The organism is Solwaraspora sp. WMMA2059, from assembly GCF_027497315.1.
In the GTDB taxonomy this organism is placed as follows: domain Bacteria; phylum Actinomycetota; class Actinomycetes; order Mycobacteriales; family Micromonosporaceae; genus Micromonospora_E.
In genome coordinates this window covers 4,355,570-4,376,548 of sequence record NZ_CP114908.1, presented here as the reverse complement: position 1 = coordinate 4,376,548, position 20,979 = coordinate 4,355,570, and the positions used below count along the sequence as shown (strand labels likewise).

Below are 20,979 nucleotides of genomic sequence, written 5' to 3'. Positions count from 1 at the left end.
GAGGATTGTGTGGAAGACCTGCCTGAACAGTGGACATTGCCGGTCACGTCCGCGGCGCATGCGCGTGACCGCGGCGATCACGTGGCGATCCGCTGTGCGGATCGGGCACTGACGTACGCGCAGCTGCACCGGGACAGCAACCGGACTGCGCACCGGCTGCGCCAGGCCGGTGTCCGTGCGGGGACCCGCATCGCCTATCTCGGCAAAGAGTCGGAACACTACTACTCGACGGTGCTTGCCGGCGCCAAGATCGGCGCAGTGCTGGTCCCGGTCAACTGGCGGCTCACCGCAGGCGAGGTCGACCACATCCTGCGGGACTCCACAGCTGAACTGCTCTTCGTGGAGCGTGAGTTCCGGCCGGTGGTCGACCGGGTGCGTCCGGATCTTCCGACGCTTCGCGAGGTGGTGGAGCTCGACGCCGAGGACCCTGACGACCCGGGTGCGGGACTGCGGTGTTGGCTGGCCGACGCGTCGGACGCTGACGTACATCACCATTGCGGTCCGCACGACCCGGTCGTACAGATCTACACCAGCGGGACGACCGGCAAGCCGAAGGGGGTCGTCCTGGCCCATCGCAGCTTCTTCACACTGCCTGCTGCGATGCGTGCCGCAGGGGTCGACTGGATCGACTGGCGGGCCGACGACGTCAGCCTCATCTCATTGCCCGGTCTGGGCATCGCCGGGATCGGTTGGTTCATGCACGGCTTCAACGCCGGCGCCACCAACGTGGTGATGCGGATGTACCTTCCGCAGGAAGCGGTCCGACTCATCCAGCAGTACAGGGTGTCCATTACGTTCGTCGCTCCCGCCATGCTCGCGATGATGCTCGCCGAACACGGTGTCGGCCCGCACACGTTCGCGTCGATGCGGAAAGTGGCCTACGGCGCCGCGCCGATCTCAGCCGGACTGCTCCGCCAGTGCCTGGAGACGTTCCGCTGCGAGTTCGCGCAGATCTACGCCAGCACCGAGACCGGGACGGTGGCGGTCTGCCTGCCGCCAGAGGCACACGTACCGGGCAGCCGACTGCTGGGCGCGGCAGGTCGGGCCTGCCCGGGCACCGAGATCAAGGTGGTGGACCGGGAAGGCCGTGAAGTCCCACCGGGCAAGACGGGCCAGGTGTGCATCCGTACCCCAGCCCGAATGCTGGGCTACTGGAATCTGCCCGACGCCACGGCACAGACGCTCGTTGGTGACTGGCTGTACATGGGTGACGCCGGCCGGCTCGACGAAGACGGCCACCTCTTCCTCGGCGATCGGATCAACGACACCATCATCGTGGCCGGGCAGAACGTGTACCCGGCAGAGGTCGAGAAGGAGCTCGCCGACCATCCCGCAGTCGCCGACGTCGCCGTGGTGGGGATGCCGCACCCCCGCTGGGGCGATGCGGTCCACGCCTGTGTGGTGCTGCGCCCCCAGCGCCAGGCGACCCGTCGCGAGCTGCTGATGTTCCTCCGCGGTCGGGTAGCCGATTACAAGATCCCGGTCGAATATCACATTGTCGAGGATCTGCCGCGCAATCCGTCGGGAAAGATTCTCCGCCGACTGGTCCGGGAACGCCTTGCCGCCGGGGCCGCTGCCGACCTCGCAGTCGCTTCGTCAGCATCGGAAGGAGACTGAGGTGTCCGTCATCGACCAGCCCTTTCGGATCGGGGTTCTGCTGCCGACCCGGGAACAGGCGATAACCGACAACATCGACATGGCGCAGATCCTTGACTTCGCGCGGCGAGCCGAGCTGCTGGGCTTCGACTCGTTGTGGACCGGAGACTCGCTGGTGGCGCGGCCGCGGTTGGACCCGCTGGTGGTGCTCGCCGCCTGCGCCGCCGTGACCAGCCAGGTTACTCTCGGTACGGCCGCTATGACGCCGGCATTGCGGCATCCGCTGATCGGCGCCAACATGATCGCCAGCCTTGATCATGCCTGTGCCGGCCGGCTGGCTCTCGGCCTCGGCTCGGGATTTCCGATCCCTGAGACGGAGGAGGAGTTCGGCATCGTCGGCGCTGTCTTCCCCGGCCGCGCCAGCCGGCTCGACGAGATCGCCGACCTGTGGCGGGCGGCCTGGGGCGCCAGCCGCAGTGACGGTCAGGTCGACTTCACCGGACGGTACTGGCAGGCGAGCGGCCTGCACCGGCTGCCCACGCCCTACCGGACCGGAGGACCGCCGCTCTGGCTGGCCAGCAGCGACACCCCCCGGGTGCTGCGGCGGGTCGCCGAACGGTACGACGGGTGGCTGCCCTTCCTACCCACGGCGTCTGCGTACGACACGGCCTGGCAGACGGTGCTGGCGCACTGCCGGGAGCTGGGCCGACCGCAGGGCGCGGTGACCCCAGGCCTGTACGCCACGGTGACCATCGGTGACAGCAAGGCCGAGGCCGAGGCTGAGTTGGCGGACTACCTGCACCGGTACTACGGCCGGTCGTTGGAGACGATGGCCAGGATTCAGGCGTACGGCTGGGGCAGGGCCGAGGAGTGCGCCGACTGGCTGCTGGGATACCTGCGTTCCGGCACCCGGCACGTGGTGATCCGGATCGGGTCGCTGGATCCCAGCCGGCAGCTGGACCAACTGGGCGCGGTGGTCCTGCCGGCGCTGCGAGAAGCAGCCGTCCCGTTGGCTACTACCTGATCCGGACCGGAGGTCGATCATGACTGACTATGTCGGGCAGACGTCGGAGGCTGGGCAGTGGCTGCATCCGCAGGAGCCGTCCGCCGACGCCAGAATCCGCCTGTTCCTCTTTCCACATGCCGGCAGCGGAGCGATCATCTATCGAGACTGGCCGGAGTTGCTGCCGTCGGACATCGCGGTTCAGGCGGTTACTCTGCCTGGCCGGCACAACCGGCGTGAGGAGGAGGCGTACGACCGGTGGGAGCCGCTGATGGACGCCCTGTACGAGGCGGTCGTCAGCGAACTCGACCATCGTCCGTACGCCTTCTTCGGACACTGCATGGGGTCACAGTTGGCGTACCAGTTGACTCAGCGGATCGAGGCCGAGGGCGACCCTGGACCGATCGTGCTCGGAATGTCCGGCTGGGCGCCGCAGGGCTTCTTCCAGCCGACGGACGAACAGAGCCGGATGTCGGAGTCGGAGATGGTCAAGTGGATCAAGAAGCTTGGCTCCTTCCCAGCGGAAATCTATGACAATCCGGAGATGCTGGCGCTGGTGGTTCCGGCGTTGCGTGCCGATCTGGCGATCTGCGCGCAGTACGTCGACGAGCCGGCAGTGGTCGGTTGTCCGGTGGTCTCGTACGGTGGGGCGTCGGATCCGCTCATGCAGCGGCGGGACGCCATGCAGTCGTGGCGCGACCGTACTCCCCGGTACCTCGGCAACAGTGAGTTCCCTGGCGGCCATTTCTACATCGACGCCCACGCACTGACCGTCACTACCGACTTCGCGCGTCACCTCTACCGGCTCGAATCGTCGAGGGTCCGTTGACACCGTCCGTGGACGGCCGTGACGAGGCCACCGCAGCGGCCGTCACCAGCCGGACCCTGCCGGACATCATGCCGATGTCGGCGACCCTCGATATCCGGTTTGGACAGCTGAACCAGGACTGGGTAGTCGGCGAGATGGACTGGCAGGCGCGGCTCTGCACGGCCGGCGGCGTGCTGCACGGGGGCGCCCTGGTCACCTTGGCGGATTCGGTGGCGGGTGTGTGCGCTTATCTGAACATTCCCGCTCGCGCGGTTACCTCGACCATCGAGCTGAAGGTGAACTTCTTCGCCCCGGTCCGGCAGGGTACGGTGCGAGCGGTTGCGAGGCCGTTGAGCGTCGGTCGTAGTGTCGTCGTGGTTCAGACGGATCTGCAGCTTGTGCAGGCCGGGCTGGCAGACGGTGAGCATCCTGCGGTGGGGATCGTCGTTCAGTCCCAGATCGTGCTCGGCTGACGCGCTCACGCCGTTCGACACAGACGGTAGCTCCACCGGGGTGTCCGCGAACCGTCCACGGTTTGCGGACACCCCGATTGCGTGCGGGGTCAGTTCCTGCGGTAGCCGGCCTGTTCCACCTGCACTGGTAGGTCGACCGACGTCCCGGTGGTGCGGTCGCCGAGCCGCAGGACCGCGACGATCATGACGACCACGCAACCGGCGATGACGGTGAACAACCAACCGGCGCCGGCGTTGGTAAGGATCGGTAGTAGAACGAAGGGCAGCAGAGCGGCGCTGAGCCGCGACAGCGAGTAGGCCGCGCCGGCCGCAGTCGTTCGGAACGCGGTGGGGTACTGTTCGGACAGATAGACGTGCGACGCGGTGGAGAACACGTTGCTCAGCAACGTGTAGCTGAAGCCGAAGGCGACGATGGCGACGGCGTTGCCGGCCAGGCCGAAGCCGATGCCGCTCGCCGCCATCAGCGTGGCCGACACACAAATCAGCGTCCGTCGCTCGACGCGGTCGAGAATGGGCACGGACAGTAGGGAACCGATCGGATAGCCGAGGAAGGACATCGCGGTGTAGCCGAGCCCGGCGACGATGTCGAATCCCTTGACCGCGAGCACCTGTGGTGCCAACGTGCCGAATCCGTAGTATGCCGTCACCGAAAGCAGGCAGAACGTCCAGAGCATGACGGTGCGGCGCCAGTACAGCGGCCCGAATAGCTCGCGGTAGCCGGGGCGGGGGCGGGGGCGGGGGCGGGGGCGTCCGAGCATGCTCGGTGTCGTGCCGGCCGGTGGCTGCTGGATTCCGGCCTGCCGTTCGAGCCCGCTGACGATTGCCTCGGCTTCGGCGGTCCGGCCCTGTTCGGCCAGCCAGCGTGGGGATTCGACCAGCCTGCGCCGCAGGATCCAGATGAGCGCGGTGCCGAGCGCGCCGATGATGAACACCCAACGCCAGCCAGCGAGTCCCAGGATCGTCCGCGGTGCGAGCCAGAGCGCGGTGAACCCGACGGCAGGAACGCCGCAGAAGGCGATGCAGTAGGCCCAGCCGATGAAGCGTCCGCGGCGGCGGGCGGGCAGTACCTCCGCCAGGTAACAGTCTGCCAGTGTCTGCTCTGCGCCGATCCCCACACCGGCGATGAAACGGGTAACGATCAGCCAGGCGACGTTCGGCGAGAATGCACCGAGCAGGGTGAAGACGCTGTAGACGGCGAGGTTGAGCATGAACGCCCGACGGCGTCCAATGATGTCGGACAATCGGCCGAGCAGTATCGATCCGAAGAACTGGCCGATGAATCCGGACGCCAGAAAGAGCTTGAGGGCGTTGCCGTCGACACCGAACTCGACCTGTAGGACCTTGGACACCGTGCCCGACAGGTTGCTGTCGAAGTAGTCGAAGAACAGCCCGAGACCGATCAGCAGGGTGAGCGTACGGTGCGCGCCGGTGATCGGCATCCGGTCGAGCCGGGTGCCGATCGACGAACTGTACGCCGGCTCGGACATGGTGGTGGAGTGCGTCAAGGGGAGCTCCAGCCGTCAGGCCGCCCGCTCACCGGTGGGCCGGCACGAAGCCAGTCAGCCGAACCGTCACGTCGCCGGCAGCGGGCGGCAGGTTGCCGGCGGTGGCCAGGGTCGCCCGGCGCGACAGGAGGGGTCGCCGTGGTACGGGCGCGCTGCCCGGACGGCGAGCAGAACGGTTCGGCCGCCACCCCGCGACGGGTTGCGGCCTCAGGGCAGCGGCGATCTGGCCAAGGCCCATTGGTGTGAGCCTTGGCCAGATCGCCGCCGGACAAGGAGCCCGAAGGCCGGATGGCCAGGCCATCCGTGGGGAAGGGGCCGGTCAGCCGGGAAGTTTGTCCAGGAACCCGTAGATCGTTGCGAGCCGGCCGTCCGAACCGACCTTGATCACGTCGAACCCGATCGCCAAGGGCTCGTCCGCTCCCGCCGGCGCTAGCCCCCAGGTGAAGCGGGCCAGGTCGTGGTGGGCGTCGACGGCGCCGGCGAGCGTGAACACCATCCCGGGGAACTGCTGTTGCACCGCGCCGATGAGTGCGTTGAACGCCTCGTGTCCGCTTACGTCCGCCATCGGGTCGGTGAAGACGATGCTCTCCTGGCAGAGATCGCGAATCTGCTGCGTGCGCGCCTGTGCGTCCGGCTCGTTCCAGATCTCGAGGTACCGTTCGACGATCTTGGTGACTTCACTCATGAAACGCCTAGCTCCGTTTCGGTAGAGGCAGCCAAGCTGCTGGGGTCGACAGTCGATGAAAATATGGCACGCTGCGGTCGGCCCGTCGATTACCTGGTGGGTAATGAGGGCTGAGATGGCCGGATCAGTGCTCTGTCAATGTCTCGTCAGCTGGCTGTCGGACAATGAAGACGACAGGAAAGCGGAAAGGCCGCGACGCCGGCCTTCACCCTCGACGACGATGGGAGATACGATGCTATTGGCTGGCAGGAAGATCCTGGTCACCGGCGTGCTCACCGACCGATCGATAGCATTCGCCGCCGCCCGACTGGCGCAGGAGCAGGGCGCGGAAATCGTCCTCACGGGATTCGGGCGAGGGCTGTCGATTACCATGGTCGTGGCAGAGAGACTGCCACGACCATGTCCGGTGCTGGAGCTCGACCTCACTGATCCCGATCACCTGGTGGCTGCGGCAGCCGATTTGCAGTCACGATGGGGACGGTTGGACGGCCTCCTGCACGCCGCCGCTTTCGCGCCGCCGTCGGCGTTGGACGGCAACTTCCTGCACACGCCGTGGCCTGACGTGGCGCGGGCGATCGAGGTCTCCACCTACTCCTTCGCGGCGATCGTTCGAGCGTGCGCTCCGTTGTTGGCGAAGGCCGGTGGCGGATCGGTCGTCGGTCTCGACTTCGACGCCCGCCAGGCCTGGCCCGGCTACGACTGGATGGGGGTGGCGAAGGCCGGCCTGGAGAGCTGCTGTCGGTATCTGGCCCACGCGCTGGGGCCGCAGGGCACCCGGGTGAACCTGGTGGCCTCCGGCCCGCTGCGGACCGTCGCGGCCACGGCGATCGCCTCGTTCGGGACGCTGCAGACGGCCTGGGACCGGTCGCCGTTGCCCTGGGACGTGAATGACGCCCTGCCGGTCGGCCGGGTGATCTGCGCACTCTGGTCGGACTGGCTGCCTGCGGTGACCGGCGAGGTGATCCACGCCGACGGCGGGGTGCATGCGATGGGCGCGGCTTCGGTACCGACGGCCGCCGCCACCAGCGGGAGGCGCGACGCCGCCGAGGTGCGCTGATGCATCGGCTGGCCTGTCCTGCCAATCTGCCTGCACTGGTGGGAGCCGACCTCGGCACCAGCGACTGGAAGCGGATCGACCAAGAGCTGATCGACGACTTCGCGCGCATCACTGGTGACCGGCAGTGGATCCACGTCGACCCGGGCCGGGCCGGGGCCGGGCCATTCGGCCGCCCGGTGGCGCACGGTTTTCTGGTGGTGGCACTCATTCCTGCGATGATCGACGAGGTGATCACCGTGGACGGGGTGGACCATGTCCTGAACAAGGGCGTGGACGGGATTCGGCTCGGCGCCGCAGTGGGCGTCGGGGCGTGCCTGCGTGCCCAGATCGAGTTGCGGTCGGCGCGGGCACGCCCGCGGGGGTACTGGGAGTCGGTCTTCGGCGTACAGCTGGAGACCAGGGACGGCGCGACCCCGACGGTCGTGCTGCGGACCAGCGTCACCTACCTGTACGGTGCTGGCGACCGCCAGCCTGTTCGAAAGACCTTACCTGCTAGGTAATCGACGCGATGTAGTCGGTGGTGCACAATGAGCTGATGTCCATCACCATGACCAGGTCGGCTGCTGGTGAGCTGTTGCGGGACTGGCGGCGGCGCCGGCGGCTCAGCCAGCTCGAACTCGCCATCAGGGCAAACATCTCCACCCGCCATCTCAGCTTCCTGGAGACCGGCAGGTCGGCCCCAAGCCGGGAGATGGTGCTCCAACTCGCAGACCAGCTCGACCTGTCGTTGCGCGAGCGCAACCGACTGCTGATGGCGGCCGGCTACGCGCCGGTGTACTCGGAGACGCCGTTGGACGAGCCGTCGATGTCGCTGATCCGGGCTGCGGTCCGCCAGGTACTGACCGGCCACGAGCCCTATCCAGCGGTCGTCGTGGACCGGGGTTGGAATCTCGTTGAAGCGAACACCAGCCTCGGCGTGCTGACCGATCTCGTTTCGCCGTCACTGCTCGCCCCACCGGCGAACGTTCTGCGGGCAAGCCTGCACCCGGAAGGGCTGGCACCACACATCGTCAACCTTGGGGAGTGGCGGGCCCACCTGCTCCACCGGTTGCGTCGGCAGGTGGAGGCCAGTGGCGACCCGGTGCTGGCCGAGCTGCAGGAGGAGCTGTCCGGCTACCCGGGCGACGATTCCGGCGACGTGGAGCTGACCCTGGTCGACAGCATCGTCGTCCCGCTACGGGTCCGGCGGGGCGGGGGCGTGCTGAGTATGTTCACGACAGTCGCGACGTTCGGCACTCCACTGGACATAACGGTCGCGGAACTGTCGATCGAATCGTTCTACCCGGCTGACGAGGCCACCGCGCGCGAGTTGCGGGGCCTACCCGGTTTCGCGCTATCGACCGGCTGATATTCGGTATTTGCTTATCTCATAGGTAATCGACAGCGCGACCAATGGGCTGGCAAGGTCGTCCCATGACTACTCCTGCCGCCGCGGCACGCGGCTCCGTTGCAGACGGCACATCCGACAAGTTCCTCCGACTCGCGTTGAAGCTGGATGCCGTGGTTACCAGTCTGAATGGACTGGCGTACCTCGTGGCGGCCAGCATGCTCAGTGATCTTTTCGACCTGTCCACCGGATTCCTGCGGGGAATCGGGGTCTTCCTGCTGGTATTCGGTGTCGGCGTGTGGATCGTCGGGACCCGTTCGGTGATCAGCGCCAGCGCCGCAGGTATGGTGGTGTTCGTCAATGTGATTTGGGTGTTGGCAAGTCTGGTGGTGGCGGCTGCCGGGCTCGGTGATCCCTCCACCATCGCCCGCGTCTGGATCGTCATGCAGGCAGCGGTCGTCGGCCTGTTTGCCGTTCTGCAGATTATCGGGCTGCGCAAGCAGTCCTGACCGGGCTCGGTCGGGCGGGGACCCACTGGTGACCCGCGCACGGTTGGCCCGGGCCAGCGTTGCGGTCGGTCCGGGCAACCGGGCCGGCCGCGTCGGATCCGGCACCTGAGGTACGAGGTCTGCGGTCCCGACGTCAACCCCTATCCACCGGCGCGATCGCGGCCCGGGGCGTCACCCGCCCGGTCGACGGGACAGGGCGTCCCGATGAGCGCTGCTGCCGGCTCGACCTGCGCGACGTTCCCGCTGCTCCTAGACGAGTAGTTCCGAAGTCAGGGGTCGATGTCCGGGCATGAGGAGAGGGCATCCAAGATCATGTTGTGACGCAAGACCTGGACACCCTCTTGACCGCACTGTACGTGAAGATCGACGACAGCATCCGCACGCCCCGGTGGCGCGGCAGACCACCACTGCTGACCGACTCCGAACTGGTCTGCCTGGCCGTGGCGCAGGTCCTGCTCGGCGCCCGTTCCGAAGCCCGCTGGATCCGCTACGCCCGGGTCCACCTGGCCGGCATGTTCCCCTACCTACCGCAGCGGCCCGGCTACAACAAACGGCTCCGCGCCGCCCTCCCGCTGATCAAGAAGACGATCCGGAACCTGGCCCGCGACAGCGACTTCTGGTTCGACAACCACTGGATCGTCGACTCCACCCCGGTGCCGTGCGGCATGTCCCGCCCCACCGTGCAACGTTCGGACCTGGCCGGCTGGGCCGGATACGGCTACTGCGCCTCCCACTCCCGGTTCTTCTGGGGACTGCGCCTGTACCTGGTCTGCACCCCGACCGGGATGCCGATCCTGTGGGCCCTGGCGAACCCGAAGATCGGCGAGCGGGAGGTCCTCGCCGCGATGCTGGAGGTCGAGGCCGGTGTCGTCGCCGAACACGACGGCATCCTGTTGATCAGCGACAAGGGCTTCGCGTCCGGACCACTCGAGCGGGAACTCGCCGACCAGGGCATCACCCTGCTACGCCCGTCACGCAAGCGGGAGAAGGCCCGCTACGGCGAACCGATGCTCAAGAAGGTCCGGCAGCTGATCGAGTCGGTCAACGACACCCTCAAGGGCCAGCTTGATCTTGAGGAACACGGTGGGCGGACCTTCGTCGGCGTCGCCGTACGGGTGGCCCAGCGACTCCTCGCGATGGCCGCCGCGATCTGGCACAACAACAAGACCGGCGCACCCGTCACCCGGTCCCTGATCGCCTACGACCACTGACGGGACTTCGGAACAACTCGTCTAGTCGAGCGACCGGCTCACCCGGCACCGACGGACAGTGACGCCGTGTCGGACAGGCATCGAAGCCGGCGCCTTGGCGGGTAATGACCGATTCGTCACCCGGTGGTGGCGACCCGGTCCGGCTCCGCCTCGTCGCGGGCGTCGACGATTGCGGCCACCAGGTCGTCCAGAGTGTCCATCCGCTGGCCGGAGCCGTCGAACTCCACCTCGACGCCGAACTCGGCCTCGACGGCGTCGACCAGACGGAGCAGGCCAAGCGAGTCGACTCCCAGCGCGATCAGCGATCCGCCGCCGGTCAGCTGGTCGATCGGCACCGTGCCGCCGGTCGCCTCGTCGACCAGCTCCATCACCCGCTGCCGCAGCGTCGTCGTGTCCACCGAATCCTCCTTCGTCTCCACCTTGTTCGGCGTCGTCCGCCCGGTCAGCACCGGCCGCCGGCCTCGCGGACCAGGTTGGCGATCTCGGCGATCGTCGGCGTGTCGAAGAACGCGTCCAGAGGCACCTCGACGCCGAGCCGACGGTGGATCCGGCTACTGATCCGGGTGATCGTCAACGAGTGCCCGCCCAGGTCGAAAAGGTCCTCGTCGATGCCGATCTCGGCGATCTGCAGCACGTCCTGCCAGATCGACCGGATCGCATCGAGGACCGGGTCCGCCTCGGCGGGGTCTGGGGCGCCGACCGGGTCCGTACCGCCGGTCGTCGGTGCCGGCAGCGCGGCCCGGTCCAGTTTTCCGTTCGGGCTCACCGGTAGCCGGTCGAGCAGCACCCAGTCGGTGGGCACCATCGCCGTGGGCAGCGTTTCGGTCAGGTGCCGGCGCAGCTCGGCGACGGTCGGCGCGGCACCGCGGGGCGCCAGGTAGGCCACGAGCCGCGGCGACGCCTCGTCCGTACCGTTCAGCAGTACGGCGGCCTCGGCGAGAGCCGGATGCTCCAGCAGCCGGCCGGTGATCTCACCCAGCTCCACCCGGTGGCCGCGGATCTTCACCTGGTCGTCGGCCCGGCCGAGGAATTCCAGCCGGCCGTCGGGCAGCCAGCGACACAGGTCGCCGGTGCGGTACAGACGACGGCCGGCGTCGGTAGCGTACGGGTCGGGGACGAACCGCTCGGCGGTCAGCTCGGGGCGGTTCAGGTAGCCGTCGGCGACGCCCCGCCCGCCCAGGTACAGCTCGCCGGGCACTCCGATCGGCACCGGCCGCCGCTCTGCGTCCAGCAGGTACGCGGTGGTGTTCGGCACCGGCCGGCCGATGGTGACCTCGTCCGGCTGCGGCGGGATCTCCGCCATCGTCGCGTAGATCGTCGCCTCGGTCGGGCCGTACCCGTTGACCAGCCGGGCCACCCGTGAGCGCAACTGGCGGGCCAGCGGGACCGCCAGCGCCTCGCCGCCGGTGACCGCCACCACCTGGTCGTCGAGCCCGGCCTCCAGCAGGACCCGCCAACCCGACGGAGTCGCCTGCACATGTGTCACCCCGGTCTCGCGCATCAGCCGCAGCACCCCGGCGCCGTCGAGCGCGCTGACCCCGGAGGCCACCACCACCTGACCACCGGTGGTCAGCGGCAGGTAGACCTCGACCCCCGAGATGTCGAACGACGGCGAGGTCAGGTTGAGCCACCGGTCAGCCGGCCCACTGTCGAACATGTCCCGCATGCCGAGCAGGAGGTTGGCCAGCGCACCGTGCGGGACACGTACCCCCTTGGGCCGCCCGGTGGAACCCGAGGTATAGAGCACGTACGCCAGCTCGTCCGGGTCGGGCAGGTCCGCGGTCCACGGGTCAGCGGCCCCTGGGGCACCGGTTTCTGGGTCAGCAGTCGTCAGATCGAGCTGGTCGAGGGCGAGCACCGGTGGCCCGGCCGGCAGGGCGGCCGCCGTACCGCTGGTGGTCAGTACCAGCGCCGGCGCGGCGTCGTCGAGGATCATCGCCTGCCGGGCCGGCGGATAGTTGGGGTCGACGGGCAGGTACGCGGCCCGACTGCGCAGCACCGCGAGCAGCGCGACGACCGCCTGCCAGGAGCGGTCCAGCAGCACGGCGACCAGCGATCCCGCCCCGACGCCACGGGCCCGCAGCAGCCCGGCCAGCCGAGCGCTGGCCGCGTCGAGATCGGCGTAGCTCAGCGTACGCCCACCGTCGACGACCGCGACGGCGTCCGGTGTCCGCCGTACCGCCGCCGCGAACAGCAGCGGCACGGTCGTGTCGGCCGGGTAGTCACGGCCGGTGGCGTTCCAGCCACGGCAGACCAGCTCGGACTCGGCGGGAGGCAGCACCGGAAGGTCGGCGATCGGCTGTTCCGGGTCGGTGGCCACGGCGGCCAGCAGGGTCCGCAAATGGTCGCCGACCCGGGCGACGGCGGCGGTGGGAACGGCCGTCGGGCTGAACTGCAGGTTGATCTCCAGGTTGCTTTCCAGGTGCTCCTGGTCGCTGTCCGGTGCCGGCCCGTCGACGACCTGGATGTGCAGCGCGTTGCGGGCCGCGCCGCTGAACATCGCCCAGTCGACGGTGGTCGGCACCGCGTCGAACACAGGTCCCGGCGCGCGGCGGCGGTAGCCGATCGACACCGGGGTGAGCGCGGGCGCCGGCCGCAGCCCGGTGGCAACGTGCGCCAGCGGGACGGCCCGGAACCGGTTCAGCGCCCGTGTCTCGTCCCGGACGGCGTGCGCGAGGTCACGGAAACCCGCGTCGTCGGGCACCGGGACGGTGACCGGCAGTTCGTTGACGAACAGGCCGATCTCGTCGGCGTCGTCGGCGGTACGGGTCGACACCCCGACGCCGACCGGGACCTGCTGGTTGCCGTACCTGTGCAGCAGCGCGTGCACCGCGGCCAGCAGCAGCTCGAACCGGGTGACCCCGAGCTTGCGCCGGGCCTGGTCGAGCCCGGCGACCAGACCCGGCGCCAGGACCACCGGTACGGCGTCGCCGGGTTCGGCGCCGGTCGGCACCCGGGCGAGACCGGGCAGCACCAGCCCACCCGGGCCGGACCAGCGGGTGGCCCAGTGGTCTGCGGCTGCCGCCGACTCGGCCGCGACCCGGTCCCGTTCGGTGCCGGCCCGTGCCGCGTACCCACCGGTCGGTGCCGCCGGCAGTTCGACCGGACGACCGGCGCGGGCGGCACCGTATGCCGCCGCCAGGTCCCGGACCAGCACGTCCTTGGAGGTGCCGTCGAAGACCAGGTGGTGGGCGGTGATCAGCAGCAGGTGCCGGTCACCGTCGGCGGCGGGGATCAGGCTGAACCTGGCCAGCGGACCGGTGCGCAGGTCGTGGCGGCGGGCGATCTCCGCCGCGATCAGCCGGTCGACGCCTGCGTCACCGGCCGACGGCGTCAGCCGCTGCAGCGCCTGATGCTGCAGCGTCGGGCGGTCGGCGGCCGGGGCGAGTCGCGGTACGCCGTTGCTGTCGTCGACCCGGGTGGCCAGGACCGGGTGCCGGTCGACGACGGCGGCGCACGCCGTGGCCAGCGCTGCCTGGTCCAGGCCGGCGGCGAACCACACGCCGAGGGCCATGTGGTACGCCGTACCCGCCACCCCGGCCTGTTCGGTGAACCAGACGGCGTGCTGTGCGTACGTCGCTTCGGCGGTGCCCACGGGATCCTCCTGGTACTGCTGTTGTCTTGTCGATGTCGGACGGTGCGGCCGGGTCGGAGCCGCGGTCAGCCCGGCGGGTCGAACAGCGCGGCCAGCGCCCGTTTGAGGACCTTGCCGGCCTCGTTGCGGGGCAGCGCCTCGACGACCAGCACCCGGGCCGGCAGTTGGTAGTCGGCGAGCCGGTCGGACAGGAAGGCACGCACCGCGGGCAGGGCGAGTTCGTGCGGTGCATGCCCGGCGCGGGGTACCAGCACCGCCCCGACAGCCGACCCGAGCACGGGGTGCGGGACGGCGACCGCGGCCGCCTCGCCGACGGCGGGATGCTCGTGCAGCGCGGCCTCCACCTCCAGTGAGGAGATCTTGAAGGCACCGGACTTGATCATGTCCTGGTGCCGGTCGGCGAGGTACAGGTAGCCGTCGGCGTCCAGCCGGCCGAGGTCACCCATCCGGACCCAGCCCTGACGGAAGGTCGCCTCGGTGGCCGGGCCGTCGCGGTAGTACGAGCGCGGATGCGGGCAGCGCAGCCAGACCTCGCCGACACTGCCCGGCGGCAGCGGCCGGCCCTGTTCGTCGGCGATCATCAGCTGACCGTCTGCCGGTCGGCCCACGGCGGCCCGCCGTGCCGGGTCGAAGATCATCACGGTCTGGGCGGGGGCGGCCTCGGTCGACGAGTAGTAGTTGACGATCGTCGCGGCCGGGAACGTCGCGGCCAGCCGGGTGGCGACCGCCGGTGCGAGCGCCGCCGCCGTCGACCCGATCAGCATCACGCCGGAGGTGTCCCGCGCCCGCAGGGCACCGGAGTCGAGCAGTTCGATCGCCATCGACGGGACCAGGAAGACGGTGCCGGTGCCGGGCGCGGTCACCAGGCGGGCGAACCGCGCCGGGGTGAACCGGGGCAGGGTCAGCGCGGCCGGCTTCGCGGTCAACGCGTTGAACAGCATGGTCTGCCCGGCGTTGGTGCCGATCGGGAAGGCGTGCAGGAAGCGTTCCGAGTGGGCCAGGGCCAGCCGGCGCGGGTGGTTCGGCGCCCCGGCCACGAGGTTGGCGTGACTGGCGCCGACGCCCTTGGGTCGGCCCGTGGTGCCCGAGGTGTAGAGGATCTGAGCCAGGTCACCGGGGCGTGGCGGGGGAGCGGGCGCGTCGGTGCCGTCGGCGACCAGGTCGGCGAGCGCCAGTGGCGCGACCCCGGCGGGTACGGCCGGCGCCGGTCCGGCCGGAGCGGTCAGCGGGCCGTGCAGCACCAGCCGGGCGGCGCAGTGCCGCACCGCGTACTCCAGTTGGGCCGGGGCGAGACGGTCGGACAGCGGCACCGCGACCGCACCGGCCCGCAACACCGCGCAGTACGCCACGGCGTAGCCGGTCCACTCCCGCGCCGCGAACACCAGCGCGATCCGGTCACCGGGGGTCACCCCGGCCCGTCGCAGCGCGGCGGCCACCGCCAGCGACCCGACCCGCCAGTCGGCGAAGGTGAGCTGGCCCACGCCGTGGACCTCAATGGCGACCCGGTCGGGGTGCAGGGCGCAGCGCCAGTCGAGCAGTTCGGGTACGGTCCGAGCGGCCGGCGCGGCGGCCGGCCGCCGGGGGACACCGGTAGCTGGGCTCATCGGCCACCGCCGGGGGACGCCGGTTGCTGGGCTCGCTGTCCACCGCCGGGGGACGCCGCCACCCGGGCCTGCCGGGTCTCGATGCCGACCAGGTCGTCCGGCGGGGCGTCCGGCACCTCGTCGTCGAACCGGGACAGCACCCGGGTACGCATGGAGACGATCGCGGTCAGCGCGATGCAGACGCCGAAGGCGATGTAGAGCAGGGCGATGCCCCGGCCCGGACCGACCCCGATCACCAGCCCGACCGTGCCGGCCAGCGCCCCGTCCGGCATCAGCAGCGGCTCCATCAGGCTGGTGGCCAGCGGGGCGATCACCCCCCAGCCGAGTGGCATCGTCGACCAGGCGACCATCTGGTTGAGCGCGAAAACCCGACCGTGGAACCGGGGCGGCACCTTGATCTGGATGATCGTGTTGTAGATGCCGTTGACCAGGCCGAGCGCGCAGTACATGCCGAACGCCCCGGCACCGATCACCAGCAGGCTGGGGCGTAGCCCGGTCACCGCGCAGGCCACCGCGATGCCCAGCGTGCCGATCAGCACGGCCCGCATCCGGTAGCGGCGTGGGCCGCCCCAGACCAGCATCACCAGCCCGCCGACGGCCGCGCCGACCCCGCCGGTGAGCGCGATCCGGGCCACCTCGGCCAGCTCAGCGAAGCCCAGCACCAGCGGGGAGAGCAGGAACAGCACCGGGAACAGGAACAGGTTGAGGGCGGCGAAGAAGGCGAGCATGCCGCGGAACTCCCGGCGGCGCAGCGAGTAGCGCAGTCCGTTGAGAATCTCCTGCCCCAGGCTCTCTCGCCGCTGCAGCGCCAGCGTGCGGGGGAACCGGATCGCGATCAGCACCGTGACGGCGAAAACGTACGCCACCACGTCAATGATCATGATGCCGCGCAGTCCGACCGCCTCCAGCAGCGCGACCGCCAGCAGCGGCACCATGAACTGGGTCAACCCGACTGCGGTCTGGGTAAGGCCGTTGGCGTGGCCGAGGAAGCGTTTCGGCACCAGCTGCGGCACCGCCGACACGAACGACAGCCGTTGGAACGCCAACGCCACCGACAGCCAGCCGACGAGCAGGTAGAAGTGCCAGATCTCGGCCCGGTCGGCGATCAGCAGCCCGGCCATCACCGCCTTGGCGCCGCCAGCGGCGACGCTGGCGGCCAGTAGCACCCGGCGGCGACTCGTCCGGTCGATCAACGCCCCGGCCAGTGGGGCGATCAGCAGCCCGGGAAGCAGGCTGACGATCGAGAACAGGGCGAACCGGGCCAGCGAACCGGTCTCCAGATAGATCCACAGTGGGACGGCGAAGTTGGTCAACGCGGTGCCGGTGGTGGTGACGATCTGACCGGCCGCGACCAGACCGAACCGGCGCAGGCTGGGCTGTGGCCCACCTGCCCGGTCCGGTCCGGTCGCCGCCCGGTCCGGTGCCGACGGTCCGGACCGGGCCCCCGGCGGATCGGCGGCCGGGCCTCGGTCGGAGACCGCGTGCAGCCGCCACGCCGGGTCTTCCACCCCCGCATCGTCGGTGGGTGGCACGTCTGGTTCGGCCGGTACGGCGAGCCGGAGGTGGACGCCGGTGACGATCTCCGCCAGCTCGCCGGCCCGGTACTTGAGGAAGTAGTGCCCTGCCTCGTCGATCACCGCCAGCGCGGTGCGGTCGGACAGGAAGTGCCACTCCTGGAAACGTTCCTCATGGAAGTCGGTGCCCCGGTCGCGTTCCCCGACGACCGAGATCACCGGGGCGCGCAGCGGGGTCACCTGGTCGCGCATCAGCGCGGTGAAGTAGTCCTCGCTGACCCGGGCGTCGTGACGCATCGCCCGGATCAGGAACGCCGCCTCTTCCGGGTCGAGGGAACCGATCGACGTGCCCTGCGCCTGCAACCAGGTGCGGTAGATCCGGTCGCTGCGGACCCGCTCCACCAACCGCAGCCGCAGCAGCGGACCGAGCAGCCCGCCGGTCGGCCGGCCGAACGGGAAGATCGCACCGAGGTAGACCGCGGTCAACTCCCGCCCGGCCTGTTCCAGCCGGCGGGCCACCTCTACGGCGAGCGCCCCGCCGGGCCCACAGTGGCCGTAGAGGATCAGCGGTCCGTCGACCCGGTCCAGGATCTCCGCGACCACGCCTTCGGCGACTTCGTCGATCGGTGCCGGCTCGTCGGCCAGCCCGATGTCGTGCCCGGGCATCGCCACCGACAGCAGCCGCCAGCCGGCCGGCAGCGCGTCGGCGAGTGGCTGGTAGACCACCGCGCTGCCGCCGCCGTACGGGACACAGACCAGGGTGGCGACCCGCTCGGCGGCGGAGGTCGGTGCGGTCAGCTCATGCAGCAGCCGACCCCGCTCGGTGTCACCGTCGGTCAGCAGGGCGGCGAGTTCGCGTACGGTGCGGTGCCGGAACAGGTCCATCACGCTGACAGCCGGAGGCGCGCCGTCGCCGACGCGGACCGTCGGCAGTTCCCGGCGCAGCCGGGCGACCACCTGGGTGGCCAGCAGCGAATGCCCGCCCAGCTCGAAGAAGTCGTCGTCGGCGCCGACCCGGGGCACCTGCAGCACCGCCTGCCAGACGGCGGCGATCAGCGTCTGCACCGGACCGGTCGGCTCGACGTACTCGCGGGCGGGTTGATCGTCGCCCGGTTCCGGCAGCGCCCTGCGGTCGATCTTGCCGTGCTCCTGCAGCGGCAGCCGGTCCAGCCAGCAGTACCGACTGGGGATCATGTGGTCCGGCAATCGGTCGGCGAGCAGCCGGCGCAGCTCGGCCGGCTCCGGCCCGTGCGCCGTCTCCGGTGCCGGGTCCTGCGGGGCGCGTTCCAGGTAGCCGACCAACCGGTCGTCACGCAGCAGTACGGCGGCCTGCCGTACCCCGGGAATCTCGCGCAGCGCCGCCTCCACCTCACCCAGCTCCACCCGGTAGCCGCGGATCTTGACCTGGTGGTCGGTGCGGCCCAGGAAGAGCAGTTCGCCGTCGGCACGCCACGCGCCGAGGTCACCGGTGCGGTACAGCCGGGAGCCGGGCGGACCGAACGGGTCCGGGACGAACCGCTGCCCGGTCAGCCCGGGCCGGTTCAGGTAGCCGCGGGCCAGCCGGTCGCCGCCCAGGTACACCTCACCCGGTACGCCGACCGGCACCGGCCGCAGCCGGGCGTCGAGCACGTGCACCCGGGCGTACGGCAGTGGGCGGCCGATCGGCACGCTGCCCGGCCCCCGCTCGTGCGCCGACACCCGGTAGGTGGTCACCCCGACGGTGGCCTCAGTCGGTCCATAATGGTTGAACACTGGTACGCCGTGCCCGGCCAGGTCCGCCGCCCAGTCCAGGTCGGCCGCCTCCCCGCCCAGGATCAGCGCCCGCCGGGGCAGCAGCCGCGCCGTGTCAACCTCGGCGGCCAGCGCCCGCAGATGCGACGGCGTCATCTTCAGGTAGTCGATCCGTCCGGTGCGCAGCGCGTCGGCGAGCTCCTCGCCGGTGCATCGCCTCGGCACCAGATGCACGCAACCGCCGGTCGCCAACGCCAGGTAGAACACGGTGACGCTGAAGTCGAACGACAGCGACTGCAGCAGCGCGTACCGGCCGGCCGGCACGACGTCGAACCGCTCGGCGACCCCGTCCAGATAGTTCAGTACCTGCCGGTGGGCGACCGCGACCCCCTTGGGCACGCCGGTCGAGCCGGACGTGTAGATGACGTAGGCCAGGTCGTCGCCGCCCGCCGCCCCTGCCGGCGGCCCGGTCGGCTGCTTTGCGACGACCGGGGCGATCCGGTCCAGGCAGGTCGCCCCGGCGAGGGCCGCCTGGGCGGCGTCGCCGCCCAGCTCGGCGCGGATCGCGCTGCTGGTCAACACCACCGTCGGGGCGGCGTCGGCGAGCATCAGCCGCAGCCGGGCGGGTGGCTGCTCGGGATCGAGCGGCAGGTAGGCCCCGCCGGCCCGCAGTACGGCGAGCAGCGCGACCGCCAACTGCACCGACTGGTCCAGGCAGACGCCGACCAGGTGGCCCGGCGCGACACCCTGCTCCCGCAGCTGGTGGGCCAGCTGGTTGGCGCGTCGGTCCAGCTCGGCGTAGCTGATCAGGTCGTCGCCGTGGACCACGGCGGGTGCCTGCGGGGTGGCCGTGGCGTGCCGGGTGACCAGGTCGCCGAGGTTGACCGCCCCGGCAGTGGCCGGTCGTGGCCGGTCGGTGCCGGGCACCGGGCCGGTGCTGAACGCGGTCAGTTGCCGCTGCTGTGCGTCGTCGAGCAGCGGCAGATCCACCACCGGCCGGTCCGGGTCGGCCACCGCGGCGCGCAGCAACGCCCGGTAGTGCCCGGTGAGCCGTGCCACGGTGGCGGCGTCGAACAGGTCGGTGTTGTAGACCAGCATGGCCCGCAGCCCGTCGCCGGTCTCGCTGACGTAGAGCGACAGGTCGAACCGGGCCGCCGCCGTGTCGCTGCCGAACGCCCCGGTGGTGATCCCGCGCGGCCAGCTGCTCCGCGCCCGCGAGTAGTTCTGCAGGGTGAACAGCACCTGGAACACCGGCGCCCGACTGACGTCGCGGGCGACGTTGAGCTCCTTGACCAGACGTTCGAACGGGACCTCCTGGTGGCTCAGCGCCCGTAGCACCCGCCCCCGGGTACGGCGCAGCAGCTCACCGAAGCCCGGCTCACCGCCGTCGCCGGCACTGCTGGCACCACCGCGATCGCCGGCACCGCCACCGCCGGCGCCGTTGGCCGGTGCCCGGGACAGGTCGGCCCGGATCGCCACCGTGTTGACGAACAGCCCGACGAGGTTCTCCACCTCCGGCACCACCCGGCCGGCGACCGGTGATCCGACGGCGAAGTCCCGCTGCCCGCTGTACCGGAACAACGTCGCCTGCCAGCCGGTGAGCAGCGTCATGTAGAGGGTGCTGCGGTGGGCCCGGCTCAGCCGGCGCAGCGCCGCGGTGAGCTCGGCGTCGAAGCCGAACCGGTGCACGTCGCCGGCGTACGACTGCACGGCGGGTCGGGGCCGGTCGGTCGGCAGCTGCAGCGGCGGCACTCCGGCGAGCGCCCCGGTCCAGTAGGTGAGCTCCCGCTGAACGGCCGGCCCGTCCCCGCGTACCCGCTGCCAGGCGGCGTAGTCGGCGTAGTCGATGGCCGGTGCCGGCGGCACCGGCAGACCGTCGGTGAGCGCGCCGTAGAGGGCGGCGACCTCGGCCAGCAGCAGGTTCAGCGACCAGCCGTCGCTGACGATGTGGTGCATCCCCACATGCAGCACCTGGTCGTCATCGCCGAGCCGGACCAGGAGCACCCGCAGCAGCGGTGCGACGGCCAGGTCGAACGGGGTCCGCACGGCGGCGTCGACCAGCTCCCGGGCGTGTGCCTCGTTGTCGGCGTCGAGCACCGTGAACGGTACGGTGACCTGCGGTACCACCTCGACCTGCGGCTCGCCGTCGAGGTTCTCGGTGAACCGCATCCGCAGGCTGTCGTGGCGGGCCGCGGCGGTATCCACTGCGGCACGCAGCAGGTCGGCATCGAGCGGTCCACCCATCCGTACCGTGCTGTGCACGACGTAGCCGGCGGTACCCGGCGTCAGCTGTTCGGTGAACCAGATCCGCTCCTGACCGAACGACAGTGCCGGACTTTCCCCTTTTCGGTGCTGAATCAC

At 70.3% G+C, this 20,979-nt stretch carries 15 protein-coding genes; 9 read left to right on the top strand and 6 right to left on the bottom strand.

Annotated features, from left to right (window positions below):
• Positions 1-9 precede the first annotated feature (9 nt).
• From O7553_RS19945 to O7553_RS19930, 4 genes are read left to right on the top strand one after another with little or no spacing between them, the layout of a single operon-like run.
• Positions 10-1,617 carry a long-chain-fatty-acid--CoA ligase gene (locus tag O7553_RS19945; RefSeq protein WP_281551216.1) on the top strand — a complete coding sequence of 536 codons (1,608 nt, stop codon included), beginning with the start codon at positions 10-12 and terminating at the stop codon, positions 1,615-1,617.
• Between the two features lies 1 nt (position 1,618).
• Complete coding sequence (locus O7553_RS19940; RefSeq protein WP_281551215.1) at positions 1,619-2,620, top strand: LLM class flavin-dependent oxidoreductase; 1,002 nt, start codon at positions 1,619-1,621, stop codon at positions 2,618-2,620.
• A gap of 19 nt (positions 2,621-2,639) precedes the next feature.
• The gene (locus tag O7553_RS19935; RefSeq protein ID WP_281551214.1) at positions 2,640-3,428 is read left to right on the top strand and encodes an alpha/beta fold hydrolase; all 789 of its coding nucleotides are present in this window, start codon (positions 2,640-2,642) and stop codon (positions 3,426-3,428) included.
• Positions 3,429-3,436: 8 nt separating this feature from the next.
• A complete protein-coding gene (locus O7553_RS19930) occupies positions 3,437-3,880 on the top strand; it encodes a PaaI family thioesterase (protein WP_281551213.1) in 444 nt (147 codons plus the stop codon).
• Positions 3,881-3,969: 89 nt separating this feature from the next.
• Here O7553_RS19930 and O7553_RS19925 read toward each other — a convergent pair whose 3' ends face one another.
• Positions 3,970-5,385 (bottom strand): MFS transporter, encoded by a 1,416-nt coding sequence (locus O7553_RS19925; protein WP_281551212.1) that lies wholly within the window; start codon positions 5,383-5,385, stop codon positions 3,970-3,972.
• A gap of 319 nt (positions 5,386-5,704) precedes the next feature.
• Positions 5,705-6,070: a nuclear transport factor 2 family protein gene (locus O7553_RS19920; RefSeq protein ID WP_281551211.1), complete on the bottom strand. Its 366-nt coding sequence runs from the start codon at positions 6,068-6,070 to the stop codon at positions 5,705-5,707.
• A gap of 220 nt (positions 6,071-6,290) precedes the next feature.
• On the opposite strand from O7553_RS19920, the gene fabI reads away from it, so the two are divergent.
• From fabI to O7553_RS19895, 5 genes are all read left to right on the top strand, one after another.
• Positions 6,291-7,127, top strand: a complete 837-nt coding sequence (gene fabI / locus O7553_RS19915; protein WP_281551210.1) for an enoyl-ACP reductase FabI — start codon at positions 6,291-6,293, stop codon at positions 7,125-7,127.
• A gap of 38 nt (positions 7,128-7,165) precedes the next feature.
• Positions 7,166-7,627 carry a MaoC/PaaZ C-terminal domain-containing protein gene (locus tag O7553_RS19910; RefSeq protein ID WP_281551209.1) on the top strand — a complete coding sequence of 154 codons (462 nt, stop codon included), beginning with the start codon at positions 7,166-7,168 and terminating at the stop codon, positions 7,625-7,627.
• Between the two features lie 41 nt (positions 7,628-7,668).
• The gene (locus O7553_RS19905) at positions 7,669-8,475 is read left to right on the top strand and encodes a helix-turn-helix transcriptional regulator (protein ID WP_281555678.1); all 807 of its coding nucleotides are present in this window, start codon (positions 7,669-7,671) and stop codon (positions 8,473-8,475) included.
• Positions 8,476-8,540: 65 nt separating this feature from the next.
• On the top strand, positions 8,541-8,963 hold the full coding sequence (locus tag O7553_RS19900; RefSeq protein ID WP_281551208.1) for a hypothetical protein: 423 nt from the start codon (positions 8,541-8,543) through the stop codon (positions 8,961-8,963).
• A gap of 317 nt (positions 8,964-9,280) precedes the next feature.
• On the top strand, positions 9,281-10,174 hold the full coding sequence (locus O7553_RS19895; RefSeq protein WP_281551207.1) for an IS982 family transposase: 894 nt from the start codon (positions 9,281-9,283) through the stop codon (positions 10,172-10,174).
• Between the two features lie 116 nt (positions 10,175-10,290).
• On the opposite strand, the gene O7553_RS19890 is transcribed toward O7553_RS19895, so the two are convergent.
• From O7553_RS19890 to O7553_RS19875, 4 genes are all read right to left on the bottom strand, one after another.
• Entirely contained in the window at positions 10,291-10,572 is a 282-nt protein-coding gene (locus O7553_RS19890) for an acyl carrier protein (protein WP_281551206.1), read from the bottom strand.
• 44 nt (positions 10,573-10,616) lie between these two features.
• Positions 10,617-13,769, bottom strand: coding sequence for an amino acid adenylation domain-containing protein (locus O7553_RS19885; protein ID WP_281551205.1), 3,153 nt, complete (start codon positions 13,767-13,769; stop codon positions 10,617-10,619).
• Between the two features lie 65 nt (positions 13,770-13,834).
• Entirely contained in the window at positions 13,835-15,373 is a 1,539-nt protein-coding gene (locus O7553_RS19880) for an AMP-binding protein (protein WP_281551204.1), read from the bottom strand.
• Complete coding sequence (locus O7553_RS19875) at positions 15,370-20,979, bottom strand: non-ribosomal peptide synthetase/MFS transporter (RefSeq protein ID WP_281551203.1); 5,610 nt, start codon at positions 20,977-20,979, stop codon at positions 15,370-15,372. Before O7553_RS19875 ends, O7553_RS19880 begins: the two co-directional genes overlap by 4 nt.

Bases quoted from the DNA above. Each gene is read 5' to 3' on its own strand.
- O7553_RS19935 (WP_281551214.1), top strand. From the start codon at position 2,640: ATGACTGACTATGTCGGGCAGACGTCGGAGGCTGGGCAGTGGCTGCAT.
- O7553_RS19920 (WP_281551211.1), bottom strand. From the start codon at position 6,070: ATGAGTGAAGTCACCAAGATCGTCGAACGGTACCTCGAGATCTGGAAC.
- fabI (WP_281551210.1), top strand. From the start codon at position 6,291: ATGGGAGATACGATGCTATTGGCTGGCAGGAAGATCCTGGTCACCGGC.
- O7553_RS19900 (WP_281551208.1), top strand. From the start codon at position 8,541: ATGACTACTCCTGCCGCCGCGGCACGCGGCTCCGTTGCAGACGGCACA.
- O7553_RS19880 (WP_281551204.1), bottom strand. From the start codon at position 15,373: ATGAGCCCAGCTACCGGTGTCCCCCGGCGGCCGGCCGCCGCGCCGGCC.